Consider the following 20,991-nt stretch of genomic DNA (forward strand, 5'->3'; position numbering starts at 1 on the left):
TTGATCCGACGCCGAGGCCGGCCTTACGTCAAGGCAGGCATCCGCCCGGGACTAATGGAGCGAGCCTGCCGCCCGGAATTCGCCCGGCGCCATCCCGTAAGCGCCCGTGAAAAGTCGGTAAAACCTTGCAAGACTATCGAATCCGCAGGCATAGGCGACCTCGGTGACGGGCAAGGCGGGCCGCTCGACGAGAAGCCGCCGCGCCTGCGAAGTCCGCATCGATGCCAGCGTGCGAGCGAAGGTCAATTCCGCGTGTTCGAACAGTACATGCAGCTGGCGCACGGAAATACCGAGCTCGAGCGCGACCTTTGCCGGCGTCAGTTTCTGCTGGTATTTGTCGCGCGCCATGATCTCTTCGGCGGCATAGCGCAGGCCCGAACGAAGGGCCGCACGCACTTCGGGCATGCCGGGTTTCAGTCTGTCGAGAATGGTCACCGGGTGGGCGGCATGTTCACTGATCCAGCGGCCGTGAATGCGCTTGATCGGCAGCGCATTGAGATAGTTCCAGCGCTCGCGTCCTGCCCGGCTGACGATGATCAGGTCGGCCTCTTCCAGCACCTTCAGATGCTGCATGACGGTACAGCGATCCATGTCTGAAAAGGCGGCGCAGAGCATGTCGGTGGTCTGCGCCTGGGCCAATGCTCAGAAAACCGAGACTTCTTCCCGCTTGCTTGACATGTTATGGTTTTACAACATATTGCAGCCAGATGCGACGGAGACCGCGCCGGTAAGATCGGATTGAGAGCTTTTCGGGAGCAATCGAACCGAGCCGGTTGGCTGGACGTCGCCGACCGGAGTTCAGCGTTGCAACGATGCCCCCACGCAAGTTGCCCAAAAAGGGAGATCATTGAGAATGTTGCCTAAGATCGTTTCAATTGATGAGTGGCAAGCCGCGCTCGAACAACAGATTGCCAGGGAGAAAGCCCTCACCCGCGCACGCGATGACTTGAGCGCCGAGCGACGGCGCTTGCCGATGGTCAGGATCGACAAGGACTATTCGTTCGAAGGCCCCACGGGCACGTTAAGCCTTGCCGACCTCTTCGATGGTCGGCGGCAACTGATCGTCTATCACTTCATGTTCGCGCCCGGATGGAAGGCGGGCTGCGACGGCTGTTCCTGGGTCGTGGACGCGATGACCCACCCGGCGCATCTCAACGCACGCGATACGTCCATCGTGCTGATCTCGCGCGCGCCGCTCGAGAAGCTGCAGAAATATCAGGCCCGGATGCAGTGGCAGCACCCGGTCTGGTACTCGTCCATGGCGAGCGACTTCAACCACGACATGGGGGCCACGGTCGCCGACCCGGGTGACCCGACCAGGACCAGCGAGCGTCATGGCGTCAGCGTTTTCCTCAGGGACGGCGACGATATCTACCGCACCTATTTCAACGGTGCGCGTGGCGTGGAGTATCTCGGCAGCATGTGGACTTATCTGGACCTGACGCCCTACGGTCGCCAGGAAACATGGGAAGTGTCTCCCGCGGGATGGCCACAGACCGAACCCTACGTTTGGAACCGGCGCCACGACGAATACGGGACCGAACCGGCCTTCTGATTTTCCCCGGCGGCGAGCATGGAATTGTCGTGCTGCCGTTCCTACGTCTTGTCTTGCCGATCGTCCGACCTTCGTCATTGCTGCGGGCCGGAACAGGGCTCGGGCGCGATGCTGAAGGAATATCGCCGGCCCTGGCTGGAGCGCCGAATTTGTGGATGGATCGCGCCTTGAAGAGGGGCGCTGTTGGGGGCCGTCAATCGATGGGAAACGAGACTCAAATCGGCAAGGAAGGTCCGGCGCCGAGAGGCAAGAGGTTTTGGCGGCGGCGCGGCGTTCGGATTGCATCGATCGCGCTTGCCGCCTTGCTTTTCCTGCTGGTCGCGCCGCTTGCGGCTATTCTCTATCCGACGCTGAAGAGCTATCCCCGAAGCGACTTTCCGGCCGCGACCTTGCAACTGGAGCGCAACAGGCAGGACCTTGCCCATCTGCGGCGCCTGATCGAGGTCGACCGCAGCTTCTCGCCGACCGCCCAGGTCGCGTTTGCCGCCGCCCTCGAAGTGATCGAACAACGGGCCGGTGATCTCGACCGCGCCGGTCTGGCGATCGCGGCTGCAAAAGCGGTCGCGCTCGCCGACAATGGGCACACCAGCGTGGTCGGCCTCGTCGGCGGCCACAGCTTCAATGCGGTTCCCATCCGGCTTGGCTGGTTTGCCGACGGCCTGTTTGTGATCGCCACGACAGGCGAGCAATCGCACCTTTTGGGCGGAGAGATCCTTGAGGTAAATGGAAGAGCGACGGAGGCCTTTGTCGATGCGCTTCGGCCCTATTTCGGCGGCCCCGCCAATCTCGCCAAGGAATTCGTCCCGAATGTCGCGATTTCGCCGGAATTGCTCCATGCCGCCGGCCTTGCCAAAAGCCCGCAGGAAAGCGCCTATTTCATCCGTCGCGAGGATGGAAGCGCTGCGCAGATCGCTCTTGTCGCCACGTCCGGTGCGCCGGAACCCTTGAACGCCCATGTCTGGCCACGACGCGATTTCAGTCCCTTGTCACAGACCGGTCGCGGCGCCGGGTGGCGGCACGTGCTCGACGATGTCACGCTACCGGCCTATCTCACGCGCCCCGACGCCAATGTCTGGCACCACTATCCCTTGCCCGATCTTCTCTACATCCAGATCAACCGCATCAGGGATGCGACGCCGGAGGGCCTGTCGCAGGGGCTCGCCAAGGTGCTGGACGAAGCTGAGAAAAAACCGATACGCAATGCAGTCGTCGACCTGCGGTTCAACAATGGCGGCAATTACGAACTGACCGCCGATTTCTCGCGAAGGCTCCCGGCCATCCTGCCGCCGGAGGGACGGCTGTTTGTGCTGACCAGCGCGAACACGTTTTCGGCCGCGATCAGCACGGCGGCGCGACTGAAGTACTTCGGCGGCCCGCGCACGGTACTTGTCGGCGAGCCGATAGGAGACCGGCTGCAGTTTTGGGGCGAAGGCGGCCGCACGGCTCTGCCGAACTCGAAGATCACCATCCGTTACTCGACGGCCTATCACGACTGGGAACACGGTTGCAGCCTGTCGGAGATCAGGACCTGTTTCCTGCTGAATTACGTCTACGACGTCCCGGCAGGTCCCCTTCAGCCAGACGTCGCGCGCTCCACTAACTTTGCCGACTATGCCGCTGGCACCGACCCGGCAATGGCCGCCGTCATGAAGATACTCATGGTGGGCAATGCCGATTGAGAAGCAGCTTGTGGGGAGGCAGGGCCGCGGCCGTACGCCGCCGTGGCCGCTGACATCCGTTGGCTCGGCCATTCCCGGCGGCGAATGATCTGCGGCGACGCTTTACATCTTCTCGCCCGGCAGTTCGCTGGCCTGCTTGACCCAATCCATGAACTGCGCCTCGTCGAGTTCGTCCGTCTCATAGATGTCGAGATAACGAACATCCGGCTGTTTTGACGTGCCGGGAGGTAAGGGGCTGAATTGCGCCCCGCGGAAGAAAGCGACCTTCACGTATTTCGTCATGCAATGAAAACTGAGGAACCAGACATCCTTTTCCACGCCATAAAAGGGAGAGTTCCACTTGACCGCTTTTTCGACGCCGGGAACGGTCTTGACGACCAGCCGGTCCAGCCGCTTGCCTAGATCGCTTTTCCACCCCGGCATCGCAGCGATGTACTGCTGCACCGGCGCATTTCCGTAGCCCTTTGCGATCTGCGGATTGCCGCCGGTTAGAAGGACGACGCCATCGGCCGATTTTGTCGGCGGCGTCTTGCGTCCGATCTTTGAGCGTGGCGCAAGGGAAGCGGCTTTCGGTGCGTTCTTTCCGACTTTCTTCTCAGACATCCCGGACCTCGACTGTTCCGTCAGTTCGTTCAGGGTCGGATCCACCGTGATGGGCGCGGAGCCCCATACCAAATGGCTAAGCACGATACATAGCCATCCAGCTATGCATCGGTCAAGAATAAACCTCCGGTGTCAGCTGCATTGCGGGCCGCAACTCGATCAGAAAGCCGCTTCGCCAAGTATTGGCCATCGGCACGGCATCCCTCCACAGCCGTAGGGTCATGGCATGCAAACGGTCCGGATCCCCTTGCGATCCCGACCTGTGCAGCAGCGGCTCTCGTGACTTGCCATCATTCGGGATCTCGAGCGTGCTCTCCACCAACACCTTGACCGCCGGACAACACCCATGCCCAAACGGCTGTAGACCTGCTGAACTGAAAAGACGCTCTGCCGACACGACTGCGCGCGCTGTTGCAGCCTGCTCCGGTCGATTTGCCACGTGGGCCCAAGGCCACGGCCGCGATCCCTTGTCACCAGCAAGCGCCTCTACCCGGCATGTGCCGAACTGGCCGTCGCGGCCCGAACCGAATAGCGAAAGAGCGAAAGCACCCGCAACATAGGCACCCCAAGGTGCGTACTTGTAGGTGGCCTCTGCGCCCGATAGGCCTGCAGCCAAGCCCTGGAGTTTCCCTTTCCAGGTTGTCCGCTGCTTGAGGAAGATATCGATGAAGGCAATGGTTCTCTGCTCCAGCCCGCGGCGCGATGGAAACTCCACGACGATGGCGAAAGCGGTGGCCGATGGTTTGCTTGAGGCGGGCCATCAGGTTGAGACCGTTCATGTCGACGACGTCCTGTCGGCGCTGCTTAGAGACTGTCGCCAATGTCGTATGCCCGATGGCGAATGCGCGATCGACGACGGTTTCCGGCGGGCGTTCTTTGGTTCCTACCTTCCCGCTGACGGCTTTGTCGCCGCAAGCCCGATCTACTGGTATGGCGTCTCTGCGCAGTTGAAGGCGTTCTTCGATCGAATGTTCTGCTACGTCGCCGCGTCGCATCCACAATCGGCGTCCGTTGTCGCGCAGATGACTGGAAAACGGATCGGCCTCGTCCTCAGCTCAGAAGAGACCTACCCCACCGTTTCGTCCAGCCCGCAGCATCAGTTCCAGGAATTCAGCCGCTATACGCGTTCGACCTTCGTCGGCGTCGTTCATGGCCATGGCAACGCACGCACAGATATTTGCCGCGATCCGAGTGACCCGATCGGACGGGCACGCGTGTTCGGTCGGAATTTCTTCAGCGCTCACACCTCCGACTACCAGATCGACACGCCGCGATCAGGTCGCGTCTGGGCGTGAGCCGTCTTGCGTGCGCGCAATATCTTTCGGCTAGGCCAGGCGGACCTTCCGCCGCCTGGCCGCCTTTGCCTCGCTCGCGGCCGCATCGTATTGCTCCCTGAAGTAATCAAGCTCCGGAAAGTTCCGCTCCGCCCATCGGTCGAGGCTGATGAGCGTTTCGCTGAGAGACAGGCCGACCGAGCTCAGACTGTACTCGACATGGGGCGGGTTCGTCTGGTGATCGTGACGCTGCACCAACCCGTTGCGCTCGAGGTCCTTCAACGTCTGGGTCAGCATCTTTTGCGAAATGCCCTCGATCTTGCGCAGCAACGCGCCATTGCGCATCGGGCCCGCCGCGAGCGCCGACATGATGAGGATCGCCCATTTCGTCGATATCAGTTCGAGCGCATGCCGAGCCGAGCAGGATGCGTCGAACACGTCGGGATTGCTCGCAGGCGGGGCTCCAGCTTGCGGGGGCAGTTTCATCATCACCTCAAGGACATGCCGTTGCGGCCGCCGCTCTTCACGCCTCACAGGTAGTGCGCGTGATCGCGCCCCACAAGTTGCGAGTAGCACAGCCGAAGGCATGAGGGCGCGCCGGGCTACGCCCAGGGCGCACCGGCCGCCCATTCCGCTCGGATGGCCTCAATAAAAAGGCGGACCTTTGGAGAAACGTGCTTTCGTGTCGGATAGACGACGCAAACAGGCGGCTCGTCGCGTTCGAATTCTTCGAGCAGGGGGACAAGCCTGCCTTCCCTGATGTCGCGGCCCACCAGGAAGGCGCCGAGTTGCGCAAGGCCCGTTCCGGCGAGGCAAGCGTCGCGAATGGCCTCGGTGTTTCCGAGACGCAAGTTTCCCTGAACACCGACGTCCCGGTCTCCGCCGCCGACCCTGTAATGCCACGGTACCGGTCCGCCTGCGTGCTTGAACCCGATCCTGTCGTGGCGCGTCAGTTCGTCGATGGTGCGCGGCGTTCCGCGCCGCTTTAAATACTCCGGCGCAGCGCAGGTTATGAGCCGATGAGAGGCCAGGACCCGCCGCACGAGGCGACTGTCGGTGGGCCCGCCGATACGAACGGCAACGTCGATGCCGTCGCCGACGATGTCGCGATACTCATCCGAAAACGAAACCTCCGCTTCCACCTCGGGCCAACGGTTCAGGAAGCGCTGGAGAACGGGCAGAATGTGCAGCCTACCGAGGGCGATCGGCACATCGATGCGAAGGCGCCCTCTTGGGGCCTGGTGCCGTTGTGCCAAGGCGAACTCCGCGTCGTCCACTTCTGACAGGATCCTGATCGCATGCTCGTAGAAGAGCTGGCCCTCCTCGGTGAGGCTGACGCTACGCGTTGTTCTATGGATCAGCCGCGTTGCCATATTGTCTTCAAGACGTGCGACACATTTCCCGACCGCGGAACGGGAGAGGCCGAGCCGTTCCGCCGCCAGGGTGAAGCTCTGGTCATCGGCGACACGAACAAAGGCGCGCACATCGCCGAGATGGTCCAGCATCGCAAGATCCTATTGGGGACGATTCGTCCCTTTTGTTTCCATAAGGCCGAAGTTTATCTGAATATCGGAAACAGTAAAGAATGCCTTGCAACGTCCCGGCAACGGGACATGAAGGATTGGCTGGGCGCCACAACGTGCCTCGCCCCAGAACGAAAGAGGCAATTAGATGAAACTCCGGGAAGAAACCGACGGACTCCAAAGGAAGGGAGGCCCTGACCGGGAGAATTGGCTACCGGTCTATGCCGCCGGCCTGTCGACCTTTTGCGTCGTGACGACGGAGATGCTGCCCGTTGGGTTAATGACGCCGATCGCAGACGACCTTCAAACGTCGATGGGGACCGCCGGTTTGACGCTCTCGCTGCCGGCGTTGCTTGCCGCGCTCTTTGCGCCCACCGTGGTACTCTTGGCCGGCAGGATCGACAGAAGGCGCATCCTGACCACCCTTCTCTTGCTGCTGGTTGTTGCAAACATCATTTCGGCGCTGGCCAGTACGATCGGTTTGCTCCTGGCGGCGCGTATCATTGTCGGCCTTTGCATGGGCGGCATCTGGGCCGTTGCCGGAGGCCTTGCGCTACGGCTGGTTCCGGGCCGATCGATCGGTGTCGCAACGGCGATCATTTTCGGCGGCGTTGCAGCAGCTTCGGTTCTTGGCGTTCCGGTCGGAGCCATGATCGGTGACGCGGCGGGCTGGCGCTTCGCGTTTGCCGCGATGGCGGTCTTTTGTGCGATCGTGCTTGTGGTCAATCTCTGCGCGTTGCCTGCGCTGCCCGTCCACCAGTCCGTCCGGCTCAGCCAGTTTGGCCATCAGCTCTTGAACCGCCGGATCCAGCTTGGTTTGGCGATCACGTTCCTGTTCGTTGCGGGGCATTTCATGGCCTACACCTTCATACGTCCGCTCCTGGAAGTTGTTTCGGGCATCGGCACACAATGGGTCGGGCTCATGCTGTTTGCCTATGGAGCCGCTGGTATTGGCGGAAACTTTGTTGCTGGCCCTGGGGCCGCCAGGCGTACCGGCGCGACCTTGCTGTGCATTGCCGGTGCCCTTGCTGCTGTCCTCTTCGGCTTTGCTCTCTTCGGAAACTCCGCTCTTGGCGGTGCGGTCGTCCTCATCTTGTGGGGCATCGCCTATGGTGGCGTCTCGGTCTCATTGCAAACCTGGATGATGAAGTCGGCACCCTCCGACATCGAAGTCGCAACGGCGCTGTTCGTCGCAATCTTTAATATCGCCATTGCCGCCGGATCCTTTGCCGGCGGTTGTATTGTCGATCAGTTCGATCTCGGCACCAACCTGCTCGTAGCGGGCATCCTGCCTTCCCTCGGAATTCTGCTCGGATTGAAAGCGCAACGTCTGGCCACTGCTAAGGTTGACTGATCATCGGACATATATCGAGCGGATCGCACTTACCATCTGTGCGCAACCGGATGGACCGGGACGGCTTTCGTCCCGGCTCCGGCGGATCAGGAACAATCGCTTGAGGAAATTCCTACTCCGGCCGGGAGGAGAGCAGCAAAATCATTCCGCAATACTACATAAAATACATAGACTAAATGTGTATAAGCCGAGGTTTCTCACGCATGATGCTGGCAACAACGCGTGCGCCGGACCCGTTCCGCCCACAACGAATGACAACGCTGGCCAGCCCAGATTTCGACGGAGGATCTCATGTCCAGTTCCATTTTCGGCCAGGCCTATCGCCGCCGCAGCGTGCTGAAATCGCTCGCCGCTGCCGGCGCCCTGCCCTTCATCGCCCCGCTTGCCTCCTCGACGGCCCTTGCGTCCGGCAACAAATATGCCGGCCGCACGGTCAATCTTCTGATCATCCAGCCGCATGTCGTCACCGGCAAGAAAATTGCCGAGGATTTCGAAAGGCTGACCGGAGCCAAGGTCAACGTCACGGCGGTGCCCTACGACCAGGTCAGCGTCAAGGCGACGCTGGACGTGCAGTCGGGCGCCAACCAGTTCGACGTCATCGACTATTTCTATACCTACAAGGGCCAGCTCGCCGAAGATGGCGTGATCGAGGACGTGACCGATCTCATCGAGCGCGACAAGGCCGAGATCCAGCCGGAAGACTTCATCCAGACCATCTACGACCAGTACACGCTGCATGACGGCCGTCGCTATGGCTTGCCCTATGACGGCGACAGCCATCTGTTGTTCTATAACCGCGAGCTGTTTGATCGCTACGGCCTGAAGGCGCCGGCAACCTGGGACGAATACAACGAGAACGCCAGGGTGATCACCGAGGCGGAAAAGAAGAACGGCATCTATGGTGCTGCGGTTCTGGGCGCGAAGATCCCGGTCATCATTCTTTCCACCTATGCCAACCGGCTCACCGGCTTCGGCGGCAACTTCTTGAAGGCGGACGGCACCTCGGCGCTCGACAGCACCGAGGCCGTCGAAGCCCTGAAGTCGCTGCTTGCGTCGGCTCCCCATGCGCTGCCGACCCCACTTGAAACCCGCTTCGAAGAAGGGCTGCCCGCGTTTCTCAACGGCAAGGCTGCACAGATCGACTTCTGGACCGATCTCGGCGGCTATGCACAGGACCCCAAGGGCTCGAAGATCGTCGACAAGTGGGGGGTGACGCGCATTCCCGTCGCCGGCAGCAACAAAACACCCCGCCTCGCCTTCAATGCCGGCTTCGGTTTTGCGATCACCAGCGGATCGAAAAACAAGGACGTCGCCTGGGACCTGATCAAGCTTGCGACCGGCAAGGACTACCACCAGGAGCTTCTGGCGCTCACCGGCTCGGGCATCGACCCGGACCGCCAGTCTGGCTTGAAATCTAAGAATTTCAGAGACTTCCAGCCGTTGGTGCAACCGCTGCTCGATGATGGCGCATTGGAAAACAGCCTGGCCTGGCCGACCGCCGTCTATGCGCCAAAACTCGAAAATGCGCTGACCGACGAACTGGCCCTGGCGCTCGCCGGCACCAAAAGCGCGGAACAGGCGATCGCCGATGCCCACCAGGCCTGGACCGAAATCATCGAGACCAACGGCTGATTGCTTGCGGGGTGGCGCTTCCTCCCGGCGCCGCCCCGCCACTTTTTTTGAAACGAGGCAAAAGACCATGAGCGCAAGATCCTTGCCGAAACGCAGGCTCGGCCGAACCGATTTCGACATCACGCCCGTTGGCTTCGGCGCCTGGGCCATCGGTGGCCCCGATTGGGGCTGGGGATGGGGAAGTCAGGACGATACCCGGTCGATCGCCGCCATCCGTCATGCGGTCGAGCGCGGCATCAACTGGATCGACACGGCGCCCGTCTATGGCCTCGGCCATTCCGAACAGATCGTGCGCGAGGCGCTTTCGACCATCCCACGCTCCCAACGTCCGTTGATCTTCACCAAGGCCGGGCTGATCTGGGACCCGGACAACCGCAACGCCCTTCCCGCCCGCATCGGCAATGCCCAATCCATTCGCCGCGAGCTGGAGGCTTCCCTGAAGCGGCTCGGCGTTGATGTCATCGACCTCTACCAGGTGCACTGGCCTGCCAATGACGGCACGCCGGTCGAGGAATACTGGGCGACTTTTGCTGAGTTGAAGAAAGAGGGTAAGGTACGGGCCATCGGGCTTTCGAACCACGATCGGGCGCTTCTGGAGCGCGCGGCAACGGTGGCGCCCGTCGATGTGGTGCAACCGCCCTTTTCGGCAATCAAGCGCCAGTTCGCCAGAGCAGACCTGCCGTGGGTGCAGGCGCATGGCAGCGGCGTCATCGCCTACAGCCCACTGCAATCAGGCCTGCTCACCGGCGCCTTTACGCCGGCGCGCGCCCGGGCCCTTCCGCACGACGATTGGCGATCGCGCGACGAGGAATTTTCGGGCGAAGCGCTTCACCGCAACCTGGCCTTTGCCGAAGGCTTGAGGCCGATTGCCGCGCGACACAAAACGACCGTCGCTGCGATCGCTGCGGCCTGGGCGATTTCCTGGCCCGGCGTCACCGGTGCCATCATCGGCGCGCGCGAACCGCTGCAGATCGACGGTTGGATCGATGCCGCAACCCTTGCGCTCACGCCCAGCGACCTCGACGATATCGAGGACATGTTGCTGGCCACCCGGGCCGGCAGCGGGCCGACACGCCCGGATCTGGCCGAGGCCGCATGACCACCTTTGCCGTCGAGGTGCTGGAACCCGCCGGCGCGGCGGGTGTTGCCGCACGCGCCCACGCCTTTTGGGCGCGTCTCGCACGGTTGGCCTGGATCGCACCGGTCCTCGTCGCGCTGATCGTTACGACGCTCTACCCGACTGTCTTTCTGCTGGCGCTTGCCTTCAGCAAGAGCACGCTTGGAAAGCCGTTCCGCGGCTTCGTCGGCATCAAGCACGTCGCAACGGCGCTTCAGGATCCGATCTTCCTCGCGGCCATCGGCAGAAGCGTCGCCTATGCACTTGCCACCTCGCTGGTGCAGCTTGCGCTCGGCTTCCTGATCGCGCTGCTTTTCACTTCCCTGTTGAAGGCCGGCCGCTTTTTGATGAGCCTCGTTCTGCTGCCACTGATGACCCCGCCGGTCATGGTCGGCATCGCTTGGAAGCTGATCTTCGCGCCGGCCGGCGGGCTCCTGAACGGTACCCTGATCACCTATGGCTTTATCTCCGAGCCGATTTCCTTTCTTGGTCACCCGACGCTCGCCTGGCTGGCGATCGGCGCCGCCGACCTCTGGCAATGGACGCCATTCATCGTCATTCTCTGCTTTGCGGCTCTTTCCACGGTACCCGACAGCGTTCACGAGGCAGCGCTGGTGGACGGGGCCAATGGCTGGCAGCGCTTCTGGCACATCACACTTCCGCTGGTCGCAGCACCGCTTTCGTCGATCTATCTGCTGAAGCTCATTTTGTCGTTCAAGCTCTTCGACCTCATCTACATACTGACCTTCGGCGGACCGGGCTTTGCGACGACATCGGCCGGCTTTGCCATCTATCGGCGGGCGATCGAACAGTTCGACGTCGGCCGCGCCGCGGCCGAAACGATGATCTATGCGCTTGTCATCGGGCTTGTGACCTTGCCCGTCGTACGGCTGCACCAGCACTTCGAAAGGCGAGAGCTGTGAGACCTGCCGCGCGACATCTGTGGCTCGGCCTTGCGACAGCGCCGGTCGTCAGCTTCTTTGCCTTGCCTTTCCTCTATCTCATCGCGGTTTCCTTCAAGACGAAGGACGACGTGCTCAACGGACGCTTCTGGCCGACGATACCGACGCTCGCCAACTGGCCGGCGGCCTTCGACGCGGCCAACATCCTCGGTTTCATCCTGAATTCCGTGATCGTGTCGCTGGTTTCGGGCCTCGTCACCATCGCGCTGGCGCTGCCGTCGGCCTATGCCGTCCTGCGGCTGAAGATCGGTGGCAAATGGCTGTCGGACGTAACGCTGTCGAGCTACATGGCGCCGCCGATCGTAGCGCTGATCCCGCTGTTTTTTCTGCTGAAGACAACCGGACTGCTCGATACGCGCGCTGGCCTGATTCTCATTTATGGTTTCGCCAACGTGCCGGTCGCCTTCTGGCTGCTGATGCCGTTCCTGCGCCGGATGCCGATCGAGATCGAACAGGCAGCGGCGATGGACGGCGCCGGTCCATTTCGCACGCTGCTGCAGATCGTCGTGCCGATCATCGCGCCCGGCATCGTCGCGACCTTCATCATCGTCACGGTCTTGTCCTACAACGAGTTCCTGTTTGCTTCCGCCTTCACCTTCTCCGACGCCACGCGGACCTTGCCGGTGGGCATCTCGCTCTTCCAGGGCGACCGTCTCGTGAATTTCGGCCAGATGGCAGCCGCCTCCCTGGCAGGCATCGCACCGGTTTATCTGGTCGCGCTGTTCATGCAACGCTACCTCGTGAGCGGGCTTGCCCAAGGCGGGGTGAAATAAGGATCGCCAGCCGCAAGCTATCGCGCAATAGGAGAGTTGAACGCTTGTTGCGCCGCAGCTTTTGGTTTCTTGTCGGTCCATTGAGGCGGGGCGCCGTATTTGGCTGCTATCGCGCCGACCAGGCCCGGTGCCCGACCGAAGGCATCGCATGCGGCATATTTGGGTTTGCCACCCAACCAGGACTGCATGCGTTGCCGGGTCGGCAGCGAGATATCCAATGCCTTCGGCTCCTTGCCGGAAATCAGCACCTGCGAAAACGCGTCGGCGAATTTCGTCGAAAAGCTATAGGCGTCGCCGACTTCCGAAACACGGGGCTTGTCGAGGATCGAATTTGCACCACGCGCCCAAAGCATGGCGGCACTTTGCAGACCGCTGGCATCGACCGCTTCCGCCTCTACAGCCAAGCCTCCCAGGCCGACAGGCAATCGCGGCACGCTGACGGGCAGGACGAACCCCGTACCAATGGTGATGGCCGTGGAAACCCCTGCGAGCGCCTTGTCTGTCGGGACAATATCGGCGATCACGGAGCGAACCGTCAGATCAGCAGGCTGATTGGCAGGAACCATCTGGTACCTGTCGCTGAGCGCGACGCAGAGCGCCCGATCGAGAGCGTTCGAAACCAAATCGCGATCGGTATCGGACTTGATCTTGGAGGCGGCTGCAAAGGAAAACGTCGTTGGCGCGATGCGGACGGTTTTCACGTCGACCAGACGTTGTCCATCAACGTAGAGGCGTTTCTTGGCCACCATGCCTTTCGACGGACCGAGCTTGCCATAGGAGGTCAAAGTCCCCGCCTCCTTCAATGGAACCGATTGGCATCCGACCAGGGTTGCCGAGAGTAGCCCTGCCAGCGCCACCGCGCCGGCCGGGACGAGCGATGAAGAAACCCAGGCAAGCGATTGAATAAAATATTCTTTTAGCACGTTTAATGATCTCCGTTGACATGCAACGGCGACCTTGGGGATGGACAATTGCTACAGAATTACAAGCAGGTTAGAGCTGACACCGAAGGGATGGTGTCTCGAAAACCCTTCAAGCATGGGCGCGGCGGTGACCGCGACCTAAATCCCACGCCTCTCGCGGTCAGAGGTGGACGACCACCTTGGTTCCGCTCGCTGAACTCGTGAGACTGACACGCCCCCCGTGGTTTGAAGCCACCTGTTTTACAAGGCTCAAACCAAGACCCGCGCCCGTGTCCTTGGGAGAAACCCTGTAAAAGGGTTCAAAGACGAGTTCCTGATGCTCGGCAGGTATGCCCGGTCCTTCGTCGGAAACTTCCACGCGCCCATCGCTTGAGACCAAGACGGCAATCATGCCCGAATTGCCGCCGTGATCGATCGCATTTCGGACGAGGTTCGTGACCGCGCGCAACACGGCAGTTGGATTGCCCTTTCGCGCAAGTGTTTCCACGTCACTGTGGAAAGACACCTGATAGCCACCCCCTATCGCCAACGGAGCGAGATCGGCAACCGCCGATCGCGCGATGTCAACCAGATCCATCGGCTCGTCCAGAACGAGCGCCTGGTCGTTGCGCTCGAAGTCCAGAAGCTGCTCTGCCGCTTCTGCGAGCCGGGCGACATCATCCATCAGGCGCGTTCTCTCCCGGCCATCAGGCATGCCATCGATGCGCGTCTGCATGATCGCAATGGGGGTTCGCAGTTCGTGGGCCGCATCGATCAGGAAGCGCCGCCGCTTTCTGGACTCGTCCTCGAGACGCTCAAGTGCGCCGTTGAATGCGATCAGAACCGGGGCGACTTCGTTCGGGATTCCCGCGAGCGGAAGGCGCGTCCCGTGGCGGCGCGGATCGATCCGCGATGCTTCGTCGGCAACCTCGCTCACCGTCGCGAGAGCACGCCCGACGATGTGAGGAACGGCAAGAAAAATCGCCGGGAGGGCACTGGCGATCAAAGACAGGTAGATTGGATAGGCCTTCGCCAAGAGAGCCAGGGCACCCCAGCCCTTGTCCGCCACGCCGCCAAACAGAATCCGGACTTCGCCAGCCGGCGTCTTCGCGTTTTCGATTGTCGCAATCTCGCCAGTGGCTGCGGCCCCCCTGATATCCGCTTCGTCGAACAGGTGGATTACCGTGGGCAGCGCGGCATAAGCGGGCGGAACGGATCCATAGGACGCGAAGGCACCGCTGGTGGTGGCGACTACGAACCACAATGCGCTGTTTTGCGCCTTGAGCGTCGTCAGGTCATGGGTCTCGGAAAGCTGCAGTTGACCATCGCTTCCGCGGCCTACGGCACGGGACACGACCGAGACGACCGTCCCCTCCATGGCCGTGTTCGGCGACATGATCGTGGTTGCCCAGATGCAGAGCCCGATGATCACCGAGGCAACGACGGCGATGATGACGAGGCTCAATTGCCAGCTGAGCAGCCACCAGAGCGACGGATTGCGTCCTGTCGTCTGACCCATCACTCTTCCTTCAGGAGGTAACCGACCCCACGGATGTTGTGAATCGAAACTCCGGCCCCAGCATCCGCCAGCCGCTTGCGCAGCCTTGAAATGTGGGCGTCGATCGCGTTCGACTGGATCTCTTCTTCGTAGTTGTAGACCGCTGCTTCGAGCGTCGAGCGGAGAACGGTTTTGTCCCGGCGTCTCGCAAGGGCCTGGAGCACGAAGAGTTCGCGCCTTGGGACGTCAAGCTTCACGTCATCGACGGTCACGGTGAGGTTCAGCGGATCGAGCGCCATTCGTCCCACCTTGATCTGAAGCTCAGCAAGCGCAGCCGGACGGCGCAACACGGCGCGCAGGCGCGCCATCAGTTCTTCGACGAGAAAGGGTTTGCCGAGATAGTCGTCCGCCCCGGTGTCGAGACCTTCAACCCGTTCCATCGGCTCGTTGCGTGCCGTCAGGACGATGATCGGCGCGTCTTGGCCAATGCGGCGCAATTGCGGGATGAAGCTCAGCCCTTCACCGTCGGGCAGGCGGCGGTCGAGAAGAATAGCGCCGTAGTCATTCTGACGCGCAAGTTCGGCTGCATCGGCGAGATGGGTCGTATGGTCGATGACGATGCCATATTTGCTGAGCGCCACAGCCAGTGCCGCCGCCAGCTCCCTCTCATCTTCGATCAGCAGTATCCGCATCGGCACCCCATGGCTTCGACCTTTCGAATCTGCCGCAAGAATTACAGCAGCATTACGGAAACCACGGGGCAGTCGAACGTAACACTGCTGCAATCGTTCAGAGCTAGCACACGCATCGAGCCGACCTCGCTCGTATCAGCAGTGATAGGCGCGGCCTTCAACGAACCGGAAAGGCAGGGAGCATGACGACGTCACAAGTGGAGTGCCCTCCCGGGTCGGGATTGAAAACTGTTAGTTCGCGCCATGAGCATAGGGCCGCTCGATGACCCGCGGCCCCCTGCTGCGCTTCCTCATACGCTCGATCCTGTCGGCACTTTTCCTCGCCGCCTTCCTGGCTGGCCCGGCGATCATTCTGATCCTGACGTCCGATCGAATTGCGATGTAGCGCGCCAACGGATCAGATCCCCGACGTGGCGATCTGGTCGATCCAGCCAGTCAAAACGTCGCCGCGCGGATTGACGGCGGACAACATTGTCCGAACTGCTTCGGGCCCATTCACGACCCTTGGTTGCCATCTTCGCCGGATGTGGGTGCCGGGGTGTTCTTCGCTTCCATCGCCGCTTCGATCTGCCTGATGACCTTGACGGCCTCCTGGAGGATTGCCCGCATCTCATCGTCATAGAGATATACCGGCATGCCGCCGGCGCGGATGATGTCCATCGTTTCGGCAGACTCGCTGAGGCGATTGGGCTGCCCGAGCAGCTCCCAACCTTCCTTGATCGCGACATAGGCCCGGGAGACAAGACGGAGCTTTTCGCCCTCCGTCAGCATGTGAACGTCGCGCGCGGCGCGGGTCAGTTCGGCGATGACGTCTTTCGTGCTTTTCATGGGACACCTTGGCTATGCAAGTACCGCGGTGCAACCGACCAATCCATTCATGGTAACTAATGTATAGATTGAGGAAAACAAGAGCCAACACCTCCACGGGACCGATCTGGCAAGGGAAAGCCGAGGCCCTGAAATCCATGCACATCGCGGAAATTCATCACCGGGGAAGCACGTCCGATGGCATCAACCGCTTCTTAATCCTTTGTTGACCATAATCTCCGTCGAAGAGCCGAGCCGCCGGTCATTGCCGCCGGTGGATTGTACCTCGATTGAATCGGAAGCCGCTGTGTCTGAGTATCCTGTAACTGCGTATCCAGAGCCTGCCTCGCGTGCCATCGTCAGAGGCGTGAAGCGTATCGCCCGGTGGGCCGCTCGAGCGGCCGCAATCACCGCCCTTGCAGCATCCGCCATGGCTTTCACCAGCACGGCGTCGTCGGCAGAAGTCCGGTCGCTGAAGCTGTTCTTCACGCACACCGGTGAACGCGCGACGATCACCTTCAAGCGGGACGGCAAATACGACCAGAAGGGGCTCGCGCAGATCAACCGTTTCCTGCGCGACTGGCGCAGGAACGAGCCCGCCCGTATGGACCCGCGTCTTCTCGATCTTGTCTGGGAGGTCTATCAGCGCGCCGGTGGGAAGGACTATATCAACGTCGTCTCGGCTTACCGCTCGCCCGCCACCAACAGCATGCTGCGCGGCCGCTCCCGCAGCACCGGGGTCGCCAAGAACAGCCAGCACATGCTGGGAAAGGCGATGGACTTCTATATTCCGGGCGTGAAGCTCACCCGGCTGCGGGAAGTCGCCATGCAGATGCAGGTCGGCGGCGTGGGATACTACCCGACGTCAGGATCTCCCTTCGTACATCTCGACGTCGGAAACGTACGGGCGTGGCCGCGCATGTCGCGCCAGGAACTCGCGCGTATCTTCCCCAAGGGGCAGACACTCCACCTTCCGGCAAGCGGCGGGGCTTTGCCGGGGTATGACCAGGCGATGGCCGACTACAAGCGACGGGTCAAGGCCACCTCGATCGTCGCTGCAAACAGCGCCGGCCCAGCCAAACTGAAGGGCGGAGAACCGGCCGGCAACACGCTGTTGACCGCGATGCTTCCCACGCGCAAGAGCCGCGGTGAAGAAGCCCTCGAGCTTCAGACCATGCGGAAGGAAGCAGCCGAAAAGTCGCCGTTCTTCGACCTTGCGGCGATCGCCGTGCCGCTGCCGACGCTGCGCGCCACGGCTACCGCCGCGACCGTGACGCCCGTCCCCACGCCCGAGCGGGCGCTACCCACAAACGTCTCGGCTTTCATTCCCTCCTCGTCGTTCAAGGTTGCGCTTGGCGTGGGCATGATGCGCCATCCAGCTGCAGGCGAAAGCAGCCTCACCGGCCCGTCGCCTACAAATGCCGAGTGGACAATTCGCGACGCCGCACTCTTCAAGTGGGCGCTTGCGCCGGCCAAGGAGCTTGAGCGTCTGGCACTTCCGGCGAACCTGGAGCTCTCGGTGGCAAGCGCCGACGATACACCGCGCGTTCTAAAGCGGGCGTCCCAGGCCGGTAAGGAAAACAAAAGCTTCAACAAGGAGCGCTTCTGGTCGGACGGTTGATGCGGCAAGCACCTGTCAGCATCTCGGCTTAAGGTTCGACCGGCCGGTCCGGCGTGCCACCAAGGCCGGCGTCACAGCGGCAGACGGCCCGATGATCACGCCAAGCTTTTCGGCCGAAGGAGCGGCGACCCCGCACACCTTTTGCCACGCCTTGTAACGCGGCCGCTCGGGAAAGCTCGCCCGAGCGGCCCGGTTTTCTCAGCGACCGCGGCCGCCGCCACCACCACCACGTCCGCCACCGCCGCCGCGGAAAGCAGCTCCACCGCCGCGACCACCACCTCCGTGGAAGCCGCCGCGGTTGCCACCCTGGAAGCCGCCGCCGCTGTAGCCGCCGCGACCACGGTCAAAGCTCTGGAAGTTCCGGCCGGACTCTTGGTAAAGCCGCCCATAATTGCGGCTCAGTTCGTTCTGGTTGCCGAATTGCCGTCCGGCACGGTCGAAGGACAGATGATCCGGCGCCCGTTGGCGAACCTGCTGGTTGCGGCGCGGTGCGGGTCTCGTTTCGGCACGGTTCTGGATACGCTGCGTGGCTTGGGGCCGGTTGGATGCCGCGCCTTGGGCGGCCTTGCGCAGGTTCTCCCCGTCCGGCCTCTGAACCGGTTGCCAGCCATCCGGCGTATGCTTCTGCCATTGGCCGTCCTGACGGCGATAGACGCTGCCATCGCGGCCGGCATAAACGTCACCGCCCTTGCTGCCGGCGATAAAGCCCTTGTCGCCTTCCGAGTTGCGCCAGCGCAGGCCGCCGGCACTCCCGGTCGATCCGCCGCTGATGCGTGCGAACTCTCCGCCGTGCTTGACGGCTACACTGCCCCAGGAGCCGTAAACACTCTGCCCGCCCCGCGCGACCATCGCATTTCCCGTGCGTGGATTGTAGGCAGAAATGAAACCGCGCTCGCCACCGGGACCCGCCACCGCGCCGCCGCGGAACCGTGTCCCCGTGACGGGGTTATAGGCTGCGCCGAAGACCAGGCCCCTTTCCGGGCCATAGGCGTAGCCATAGCGCCCGAAAGTGCCATAGGCCGGGTTGTACGAGGCGCCGAACCCGTAGCTGATCGGCGGCGGATAATAGGGCCAATCGTCGTCGTAATAGTCCCAATAGGGCGGATAATACCATCCCGAGCCCCAGACGACTGTATCCCAGGCAAGGTAGGTATAGAGATAGCCGAGCGTATAGCCGTACCAGATGGCATCCGGCTCCGTGTCGTAGATGCGGACATAGGTCGCGTTATAGACCGGAGACGACGATGGGATCGTGTAGATCTCATCGGCAACGGCGCGCGCAACGGCGAAGGGCCCGGTTGGCGTGTCGCCGACGAACCAGATGCCGTCCTTCAAGACGAAATACTTGTCCGCGACCTTGATGACCTGCTCGTTGGCATTGACGGCATAGAACATGGACGTGCCTTCGATCGGCTCGAACTTCGGCTCGCCATTGTAGTGGACGTCCACCTTCAGCGATCCATCCGTCGAAACCCGCGCGAGCTTCGGAATGCTCGCCCGCAGACGCGCCATTGCGCTTTCGGACGTGCCGGGGATCGACGCACGCACAGCCGAGTAGGAGGCGTCGTCGGGCAGGTTTACGAAATCATCGGGCAGGTCCGGCGTGGCAAAGGTCCAGGGACCTTCGAGTGACGTTGAAGAAAACCACCGTCCGGAAACAAGTGTGTACCACGTCTTGCTGGCCCGATGGAAAAACACCGAACTGCTCGTATTGGAAATCCAATCCAGCCCGGTGCCCGCGATCGGTTCGAGGGCCGGTTTTCCTTCAAAGATCAGAAGCTCCGCCGGCTTCTCCGAATAGAAAACTTTCGGAACCTGGTTATCGCTGAAGGGCGTGGGCGGAAGAGAGGCCTTTACCCCTTTCCAGTTGTCGATTTCCGGTAGCTTGGAAAAGACATCCGGCACCGATGCCGCTTCAACCCAACCGCTCTCCAAGGTCTTTGTTGTCAGCCAGTTCTTTTCGCTCCGCAGATAGTAGTCTGCCGCCTGATCCACCTTGAAGAGGTCCCAATTCGTATTGACCACGAAGGAGAGGCCCTCAACGCCCTTGACCGGAGCCGTCACCGGCTTGCCGTCCGTCTGCACCAGGATGGCCGGCGTCTCACTGACAAAGATCGGCGGCGGATCGGCCTTGATATCGGGGATATCGGCGAGGCGCTGGAAGTCCGCAAGGCTTGCCGCCAGGCGTTGCTGCGACACGACGATCGGATCGGTCGGGACAAGCTTGCCGATGTCGAGCGCGAGGTCAGCGAGCTGCTGTCGGTCCAGTGCGGAGAAATCGAGCTGCGTGGTGCGAACATCCATCAGCGTAACATTCTCCGTCGCCTCGTCGGCCACAGTCTTGGCCGAAAGCCCGATGATCCCATAGATCGGCTTGGCGTCGGCGGACGGTTTGAGCTCGGTCGCGACAAGGGCTTCGAGCTCCTTGAAATCCTTCCAGGACGTGATCTGCGGCTGGAAGAGCGTGATCGTCGCGCCTTTTTCGGTGTTGAACATCCTTGGCCAGGCCGGCGCGGTGGCATCGGACTGGTTGAGATACTTGCCGGCAACAAAGCCATTTGCCCCGGCATAACTCACGGCACACCAGGAGGCTTCTGCGTCGCATTCCTTGATGTCGACTTCCTCGCCCTGGGGGATCACGCGCATGGCGTCAAATCCGGTTCCCGGGCCCACCCTGAAGTTCACATTTGCAGTCAGGATGGCGGGATCTGCAAAGGCTGAAGTTGAGAAGAACGAAGCGATCGTCAGGTACGCAAGAAGTCTACGCATGATCACATTCCCTTCCTGGGGTGTATAAGCTGTTCGAAGTCCCTGCATGCTGGAGTGCTACTGAAAGAAACGGACCGCCACGACAAAGTCGCCCGCGTTCGCAGCCGGTTAAAGTCGTTCAATTTCAGGATCATTGCACATTCGGTGATAGGTGCAACTGCGCAGCACGAAATCCTGGCGCGCGCCTGCGCGCCTCGCGATCGTGAGGACTCTTCCGCCAAGCTGCGCTG

19 protein-coding genes and 1 pseudogene are annotated in these 20,991 nt (G+C 61.7%); 10 read left to right on the forward strand and 10 right to left on the reverse strand.

All coding sequences use genetic code 11. The features are described from left to right. Positions 1 to 51 precede the first annotated feature (51 nt). Together BLU15_RS40300 and BLU15_RS40305 are read right to left on the reverse strand one after the other, a co-directional pair. Entirely contained in the window at positions 52 to 405 is a 354-nt protein-coding gene (locus BLU15_RS40300) for a helix-turn-helix transcriptional regulator (protein ID WP_370689674.1), read from the reverse strand. Positions 406 to 411: 6 nt separating this feature from the next. Continuing rightward, a pseudogene (locus tag BLU15_RS40305) lies at positions 412 to 639 on the reverse strand (ArsR/SmtB family transcription factor); the annotation flags it as partial. Between the two features lie 214 nt (positions 640 to 853). On the opposite strand from BLU15_RS40305, the gene BLU15_RS31160 reads away from it, so the two are divergent. Further along, positions 854 to 1,555, forward strand: coding sequence for a DUF899 domain-containing protein (locus BLU15_RS31160; RefSeq protein ID WP_090300745.1), 702 nt, complete (start codon positions 854 to 856; stop codon positions 1,553 to 1,555). Between the two features lie 200 nt (positions 1,556 to 1,755). Beyond that, the gene (locus tag BLU15_RS31165; RefSeq protein ID WP_090300747.1) at positions 1,756 to 3,234 is read left to right on the forward strand and encodes a S41 family peptidase; all 1,479 of its coding nucleotides are present in this window, start codon (positions 1,756 to 1,758) and stop codon (positions 3,232 to 3,234) included. Between the two features lie 102 nt (positions 3,235 to 3,336). Here the strand turns inward: BLU15_RS31165 and BLU15_RS31170 are convergent, their stop codons facing one another. Further along, positions 3,337 to 3,837 (reverse strand): DUF1801 domain-containing protein, encoded by a 501-nt coding sequence (locus BLU15_RS31170; RefSeq protein ID WP_060643687.1) that lies wholly within the window; start codon positions 3,835 to 3,837, stop codon positions 3,337 to 3,339. Positions 3,838 to 4,502: 665 nt separating this feature from the next. On the opposite strand from BLU15_RS31170, the gene BLU15_RS31175 reads away from it, so the two are divergent. Beyond that, entirely contained in the window at positions 4,503 to 5,132 is a 630-nt protein-coding gene (locus BLU15_RS31175; protein ID WP_090300749.1) for a flavodoxin family protein, read from the forward strand. A gap of 30 nt (positions 5,133 to 5,162) precedes the next feature. Here the strand turns inward: BLU15_RS31175 and BLU15_RS31180 are convergent, their stop codons facing one another. Together BLU15_RS31180 and BLU15_RS31185 are read right to left on the reverse strand one after the other, a co-directional pair. After that, positions 5,163 to 5,597, reverse strand: coding sequence for a winged helix-turn-helix transcriptional regulator (locus tag BLU15_RS31180; protein WP_051659405.1), 435 nt, complete (start codon positions 5,595 to 5,597; stop codon positions 5,163 to 5,165). Between the two features lie 116 nt (positions 5,598 to 5,713). Continuing rightward, positions 5,714 to 6,616, reverse strand: coding sequence for a LysR family transcriptional regulator (locus tag BLU15_RS31185; RefSeq protein ID WP_060520301.1), 903 nt, complete (start codon positions 6,614 to 6,616; stop codon positions 5,714 to 5,716). Between the two features lie 166 nt (positions 6,617 to 6,782). Here BLU15_RS31185 and BLU15_RS31190 point away from each other — a divergent pair, with 166 nt between their 5' ends. From BLU15_RS31190 to BLU15_RS31210, 5 genes are all read left to right on the forward strand, one after another. Beyond that, positions 6,783 to 7,988, forward strand: a complete 1,206-nt coding sequence (locus BLU15_RS31190; protein WP_090300751.1) for an MFS transporter — start codon at positions 6,783 to 6,785, stop codon at positions 7,986 to 7,988. Positions 7,989 to 8,279: 291 nt separating this feature from the next. After that, entirely contained in the window at positions 8,280 to 9,620 is a 1,341-nt protein-coding gene (locus tag BLU15_RS31195) for an ABC transporter substrate-binding protein (RefSeq protein ID WP_090300753.1), read from the forward strand. A gap of 67 nt (positions 9,621 to 9,687) precedes the next feature. Continuing rightward, positions 9,688 to 10,719, forward strand: a complete 1,032-nt coding sequence (locus BLU15_RS31200) for an aldo/keto reductase (protein ID WP_034798112.1) — start codon at positions 9,688 to 9,690, stop codon at positions 10,717 to 10,719. Beyond that, on the forward strand, positions 10,716 to 11,660 hold the full coding sequence (locus BLU15_RS31205; protein ID WP_090300755.1) for a carbohydrate ABC transporter permease: 945 nt from the start codon (positions 10,716 to 10,718) through the stop codon (positions 11,658 to 11,660). Before BLU15_RS31200 ends, BLU15_RS31205 begins: the two co-directional genes overlap by 4 nt. Then, a complete protein-coding gene (locus tag BLU15_RS31210) occupies positions 11,657 to 12,472 on the forward strand; it encodes a carbohydrate ABC transporter permease (RefSeq protein WP_090300757.1) in 816 nt (271 codons plus the stop codon). The genes BLU15_RS31205 and BLU15_RS31210 overlap by 4 nt, the downstream gene beginning before the upstream one ends. A gap of 17 nt (positions 12,473 to 12,489) precedes the next feature. On the opposite strand, the gene BLU15_RS31215 is transcribed toward BLU15_RS31210, so the two are convergent. From BLU15_RS31215 to BLU15_RS31225, 3 genes are all read right to left on the reverse strand, one after another. Then, complete coding sequence (locus tag BLU15_RS31215; protein WP_090300780.1) at positions 12,490 to 13,377, reverse strand: DUF3313 domain-containing protein; 888 nt, start codon at positions 13,375 to 13,377, stop codon at positions 12,490 to 12,492. A gap of 178 nt (positions 13,378 to 13,555) precedes the next feature. After that, positions 13,556 to 14,893, reverse strand: coding sequence for a sensor histidine kinase (locus BLU15_RS31220; protein ID WP_090300759.1), 1,338 nt, complete (start codon positions 14,891 to 14,893; stop codon positions 13,556 to 13,558). After that, positions 14,893 to 15,564, reverse strand: a complete 672-nt coding sequence (locus BLU15_RS31225) for a response regulator transcription factor (protein ID WP_034798107.1) — start codon at positions 15,562 to 15,564, stop codon at positions 14,893 to 14,895. Before BLU15_RS31225 ends, BLU15_RS31220 begins: the two co-directional genes overlap by 1 nt. Before the next feature lie 262 nt (positions 15,565 to 15,826). On the opposite strand from BLU15_RS31225, the gene BLU15_RS40685 reads away from it, so the two are divergent. Then, complete coding sequence (locus BLU15_RS40685; RefSeq protein ID WP_255382254.1) at positions 15,827 to 15,949, forward strand: hypothetical protein; 123 nt, start codon at positions 15,827 to 15,829, stop codon at positions 15,947 to 15,949. Positions 15,950 to 16,059: 110 nt separating this feature from the next. On the opposite strand, the gene BLU15_RS31230 is transcribed toward BLU15_RS40685, so the two are convergent. Then, entirely contained in the window at positions 16,060 to 16,392 is a 333-nt protein-coding gene (locus tag BLU15_RS31230; RefSeq protein ID WP_034798100.1) for a hypothetical protein, read from the reverse strand. 409 nt (positions 16,393 to 16,801) lie between these two features. Between BLU15_RS31230 and BLU15_RS31235 the strand changes: the two genes are divergently transcribed. Then, complete coding sequence (locus BLU15_RS31235; RefSeq protein WP_060530521.1) at positions 16,802 to 17,992, forward strand: peptidoglycan L,D-endopeptidase MepK; 1,191 nt, start codon at positions 16,802 to 16,804, stop codon at positions 17,990 to 17,992. A 198-nt stretch (positions 17,993 to 18,190) separates the two neighbouring features. Here the strand turns inward: BLU15_RS31235 and BLU15_RS31240 are convergent, their stop codons facing one another. Further along, positions 18,191 to 20,761, reverse strand: a complete 2,571-nt coding sequence (locus BLU15_RS31240) for an SH3 domain-containing protein (RefSeq protein ID WP_090300782.1) — start codon at positions 20,759 to 20,761, stop codon at positions 18,191 to 18,193. Positions 20,762 to 20,991: the final 230 nt, after the last annotated feature.

The sequence above is a fragment of the Ensifer sp. YR511 genome (assembly GCF_900103045.1).
GTDB classification, from domain to species: Bacteria; Pseudomonadota; Alphaproteobacteria; order Rhizobiales; family Rhizobiaceae; genus Ensifer; species Ensifer adhaerens.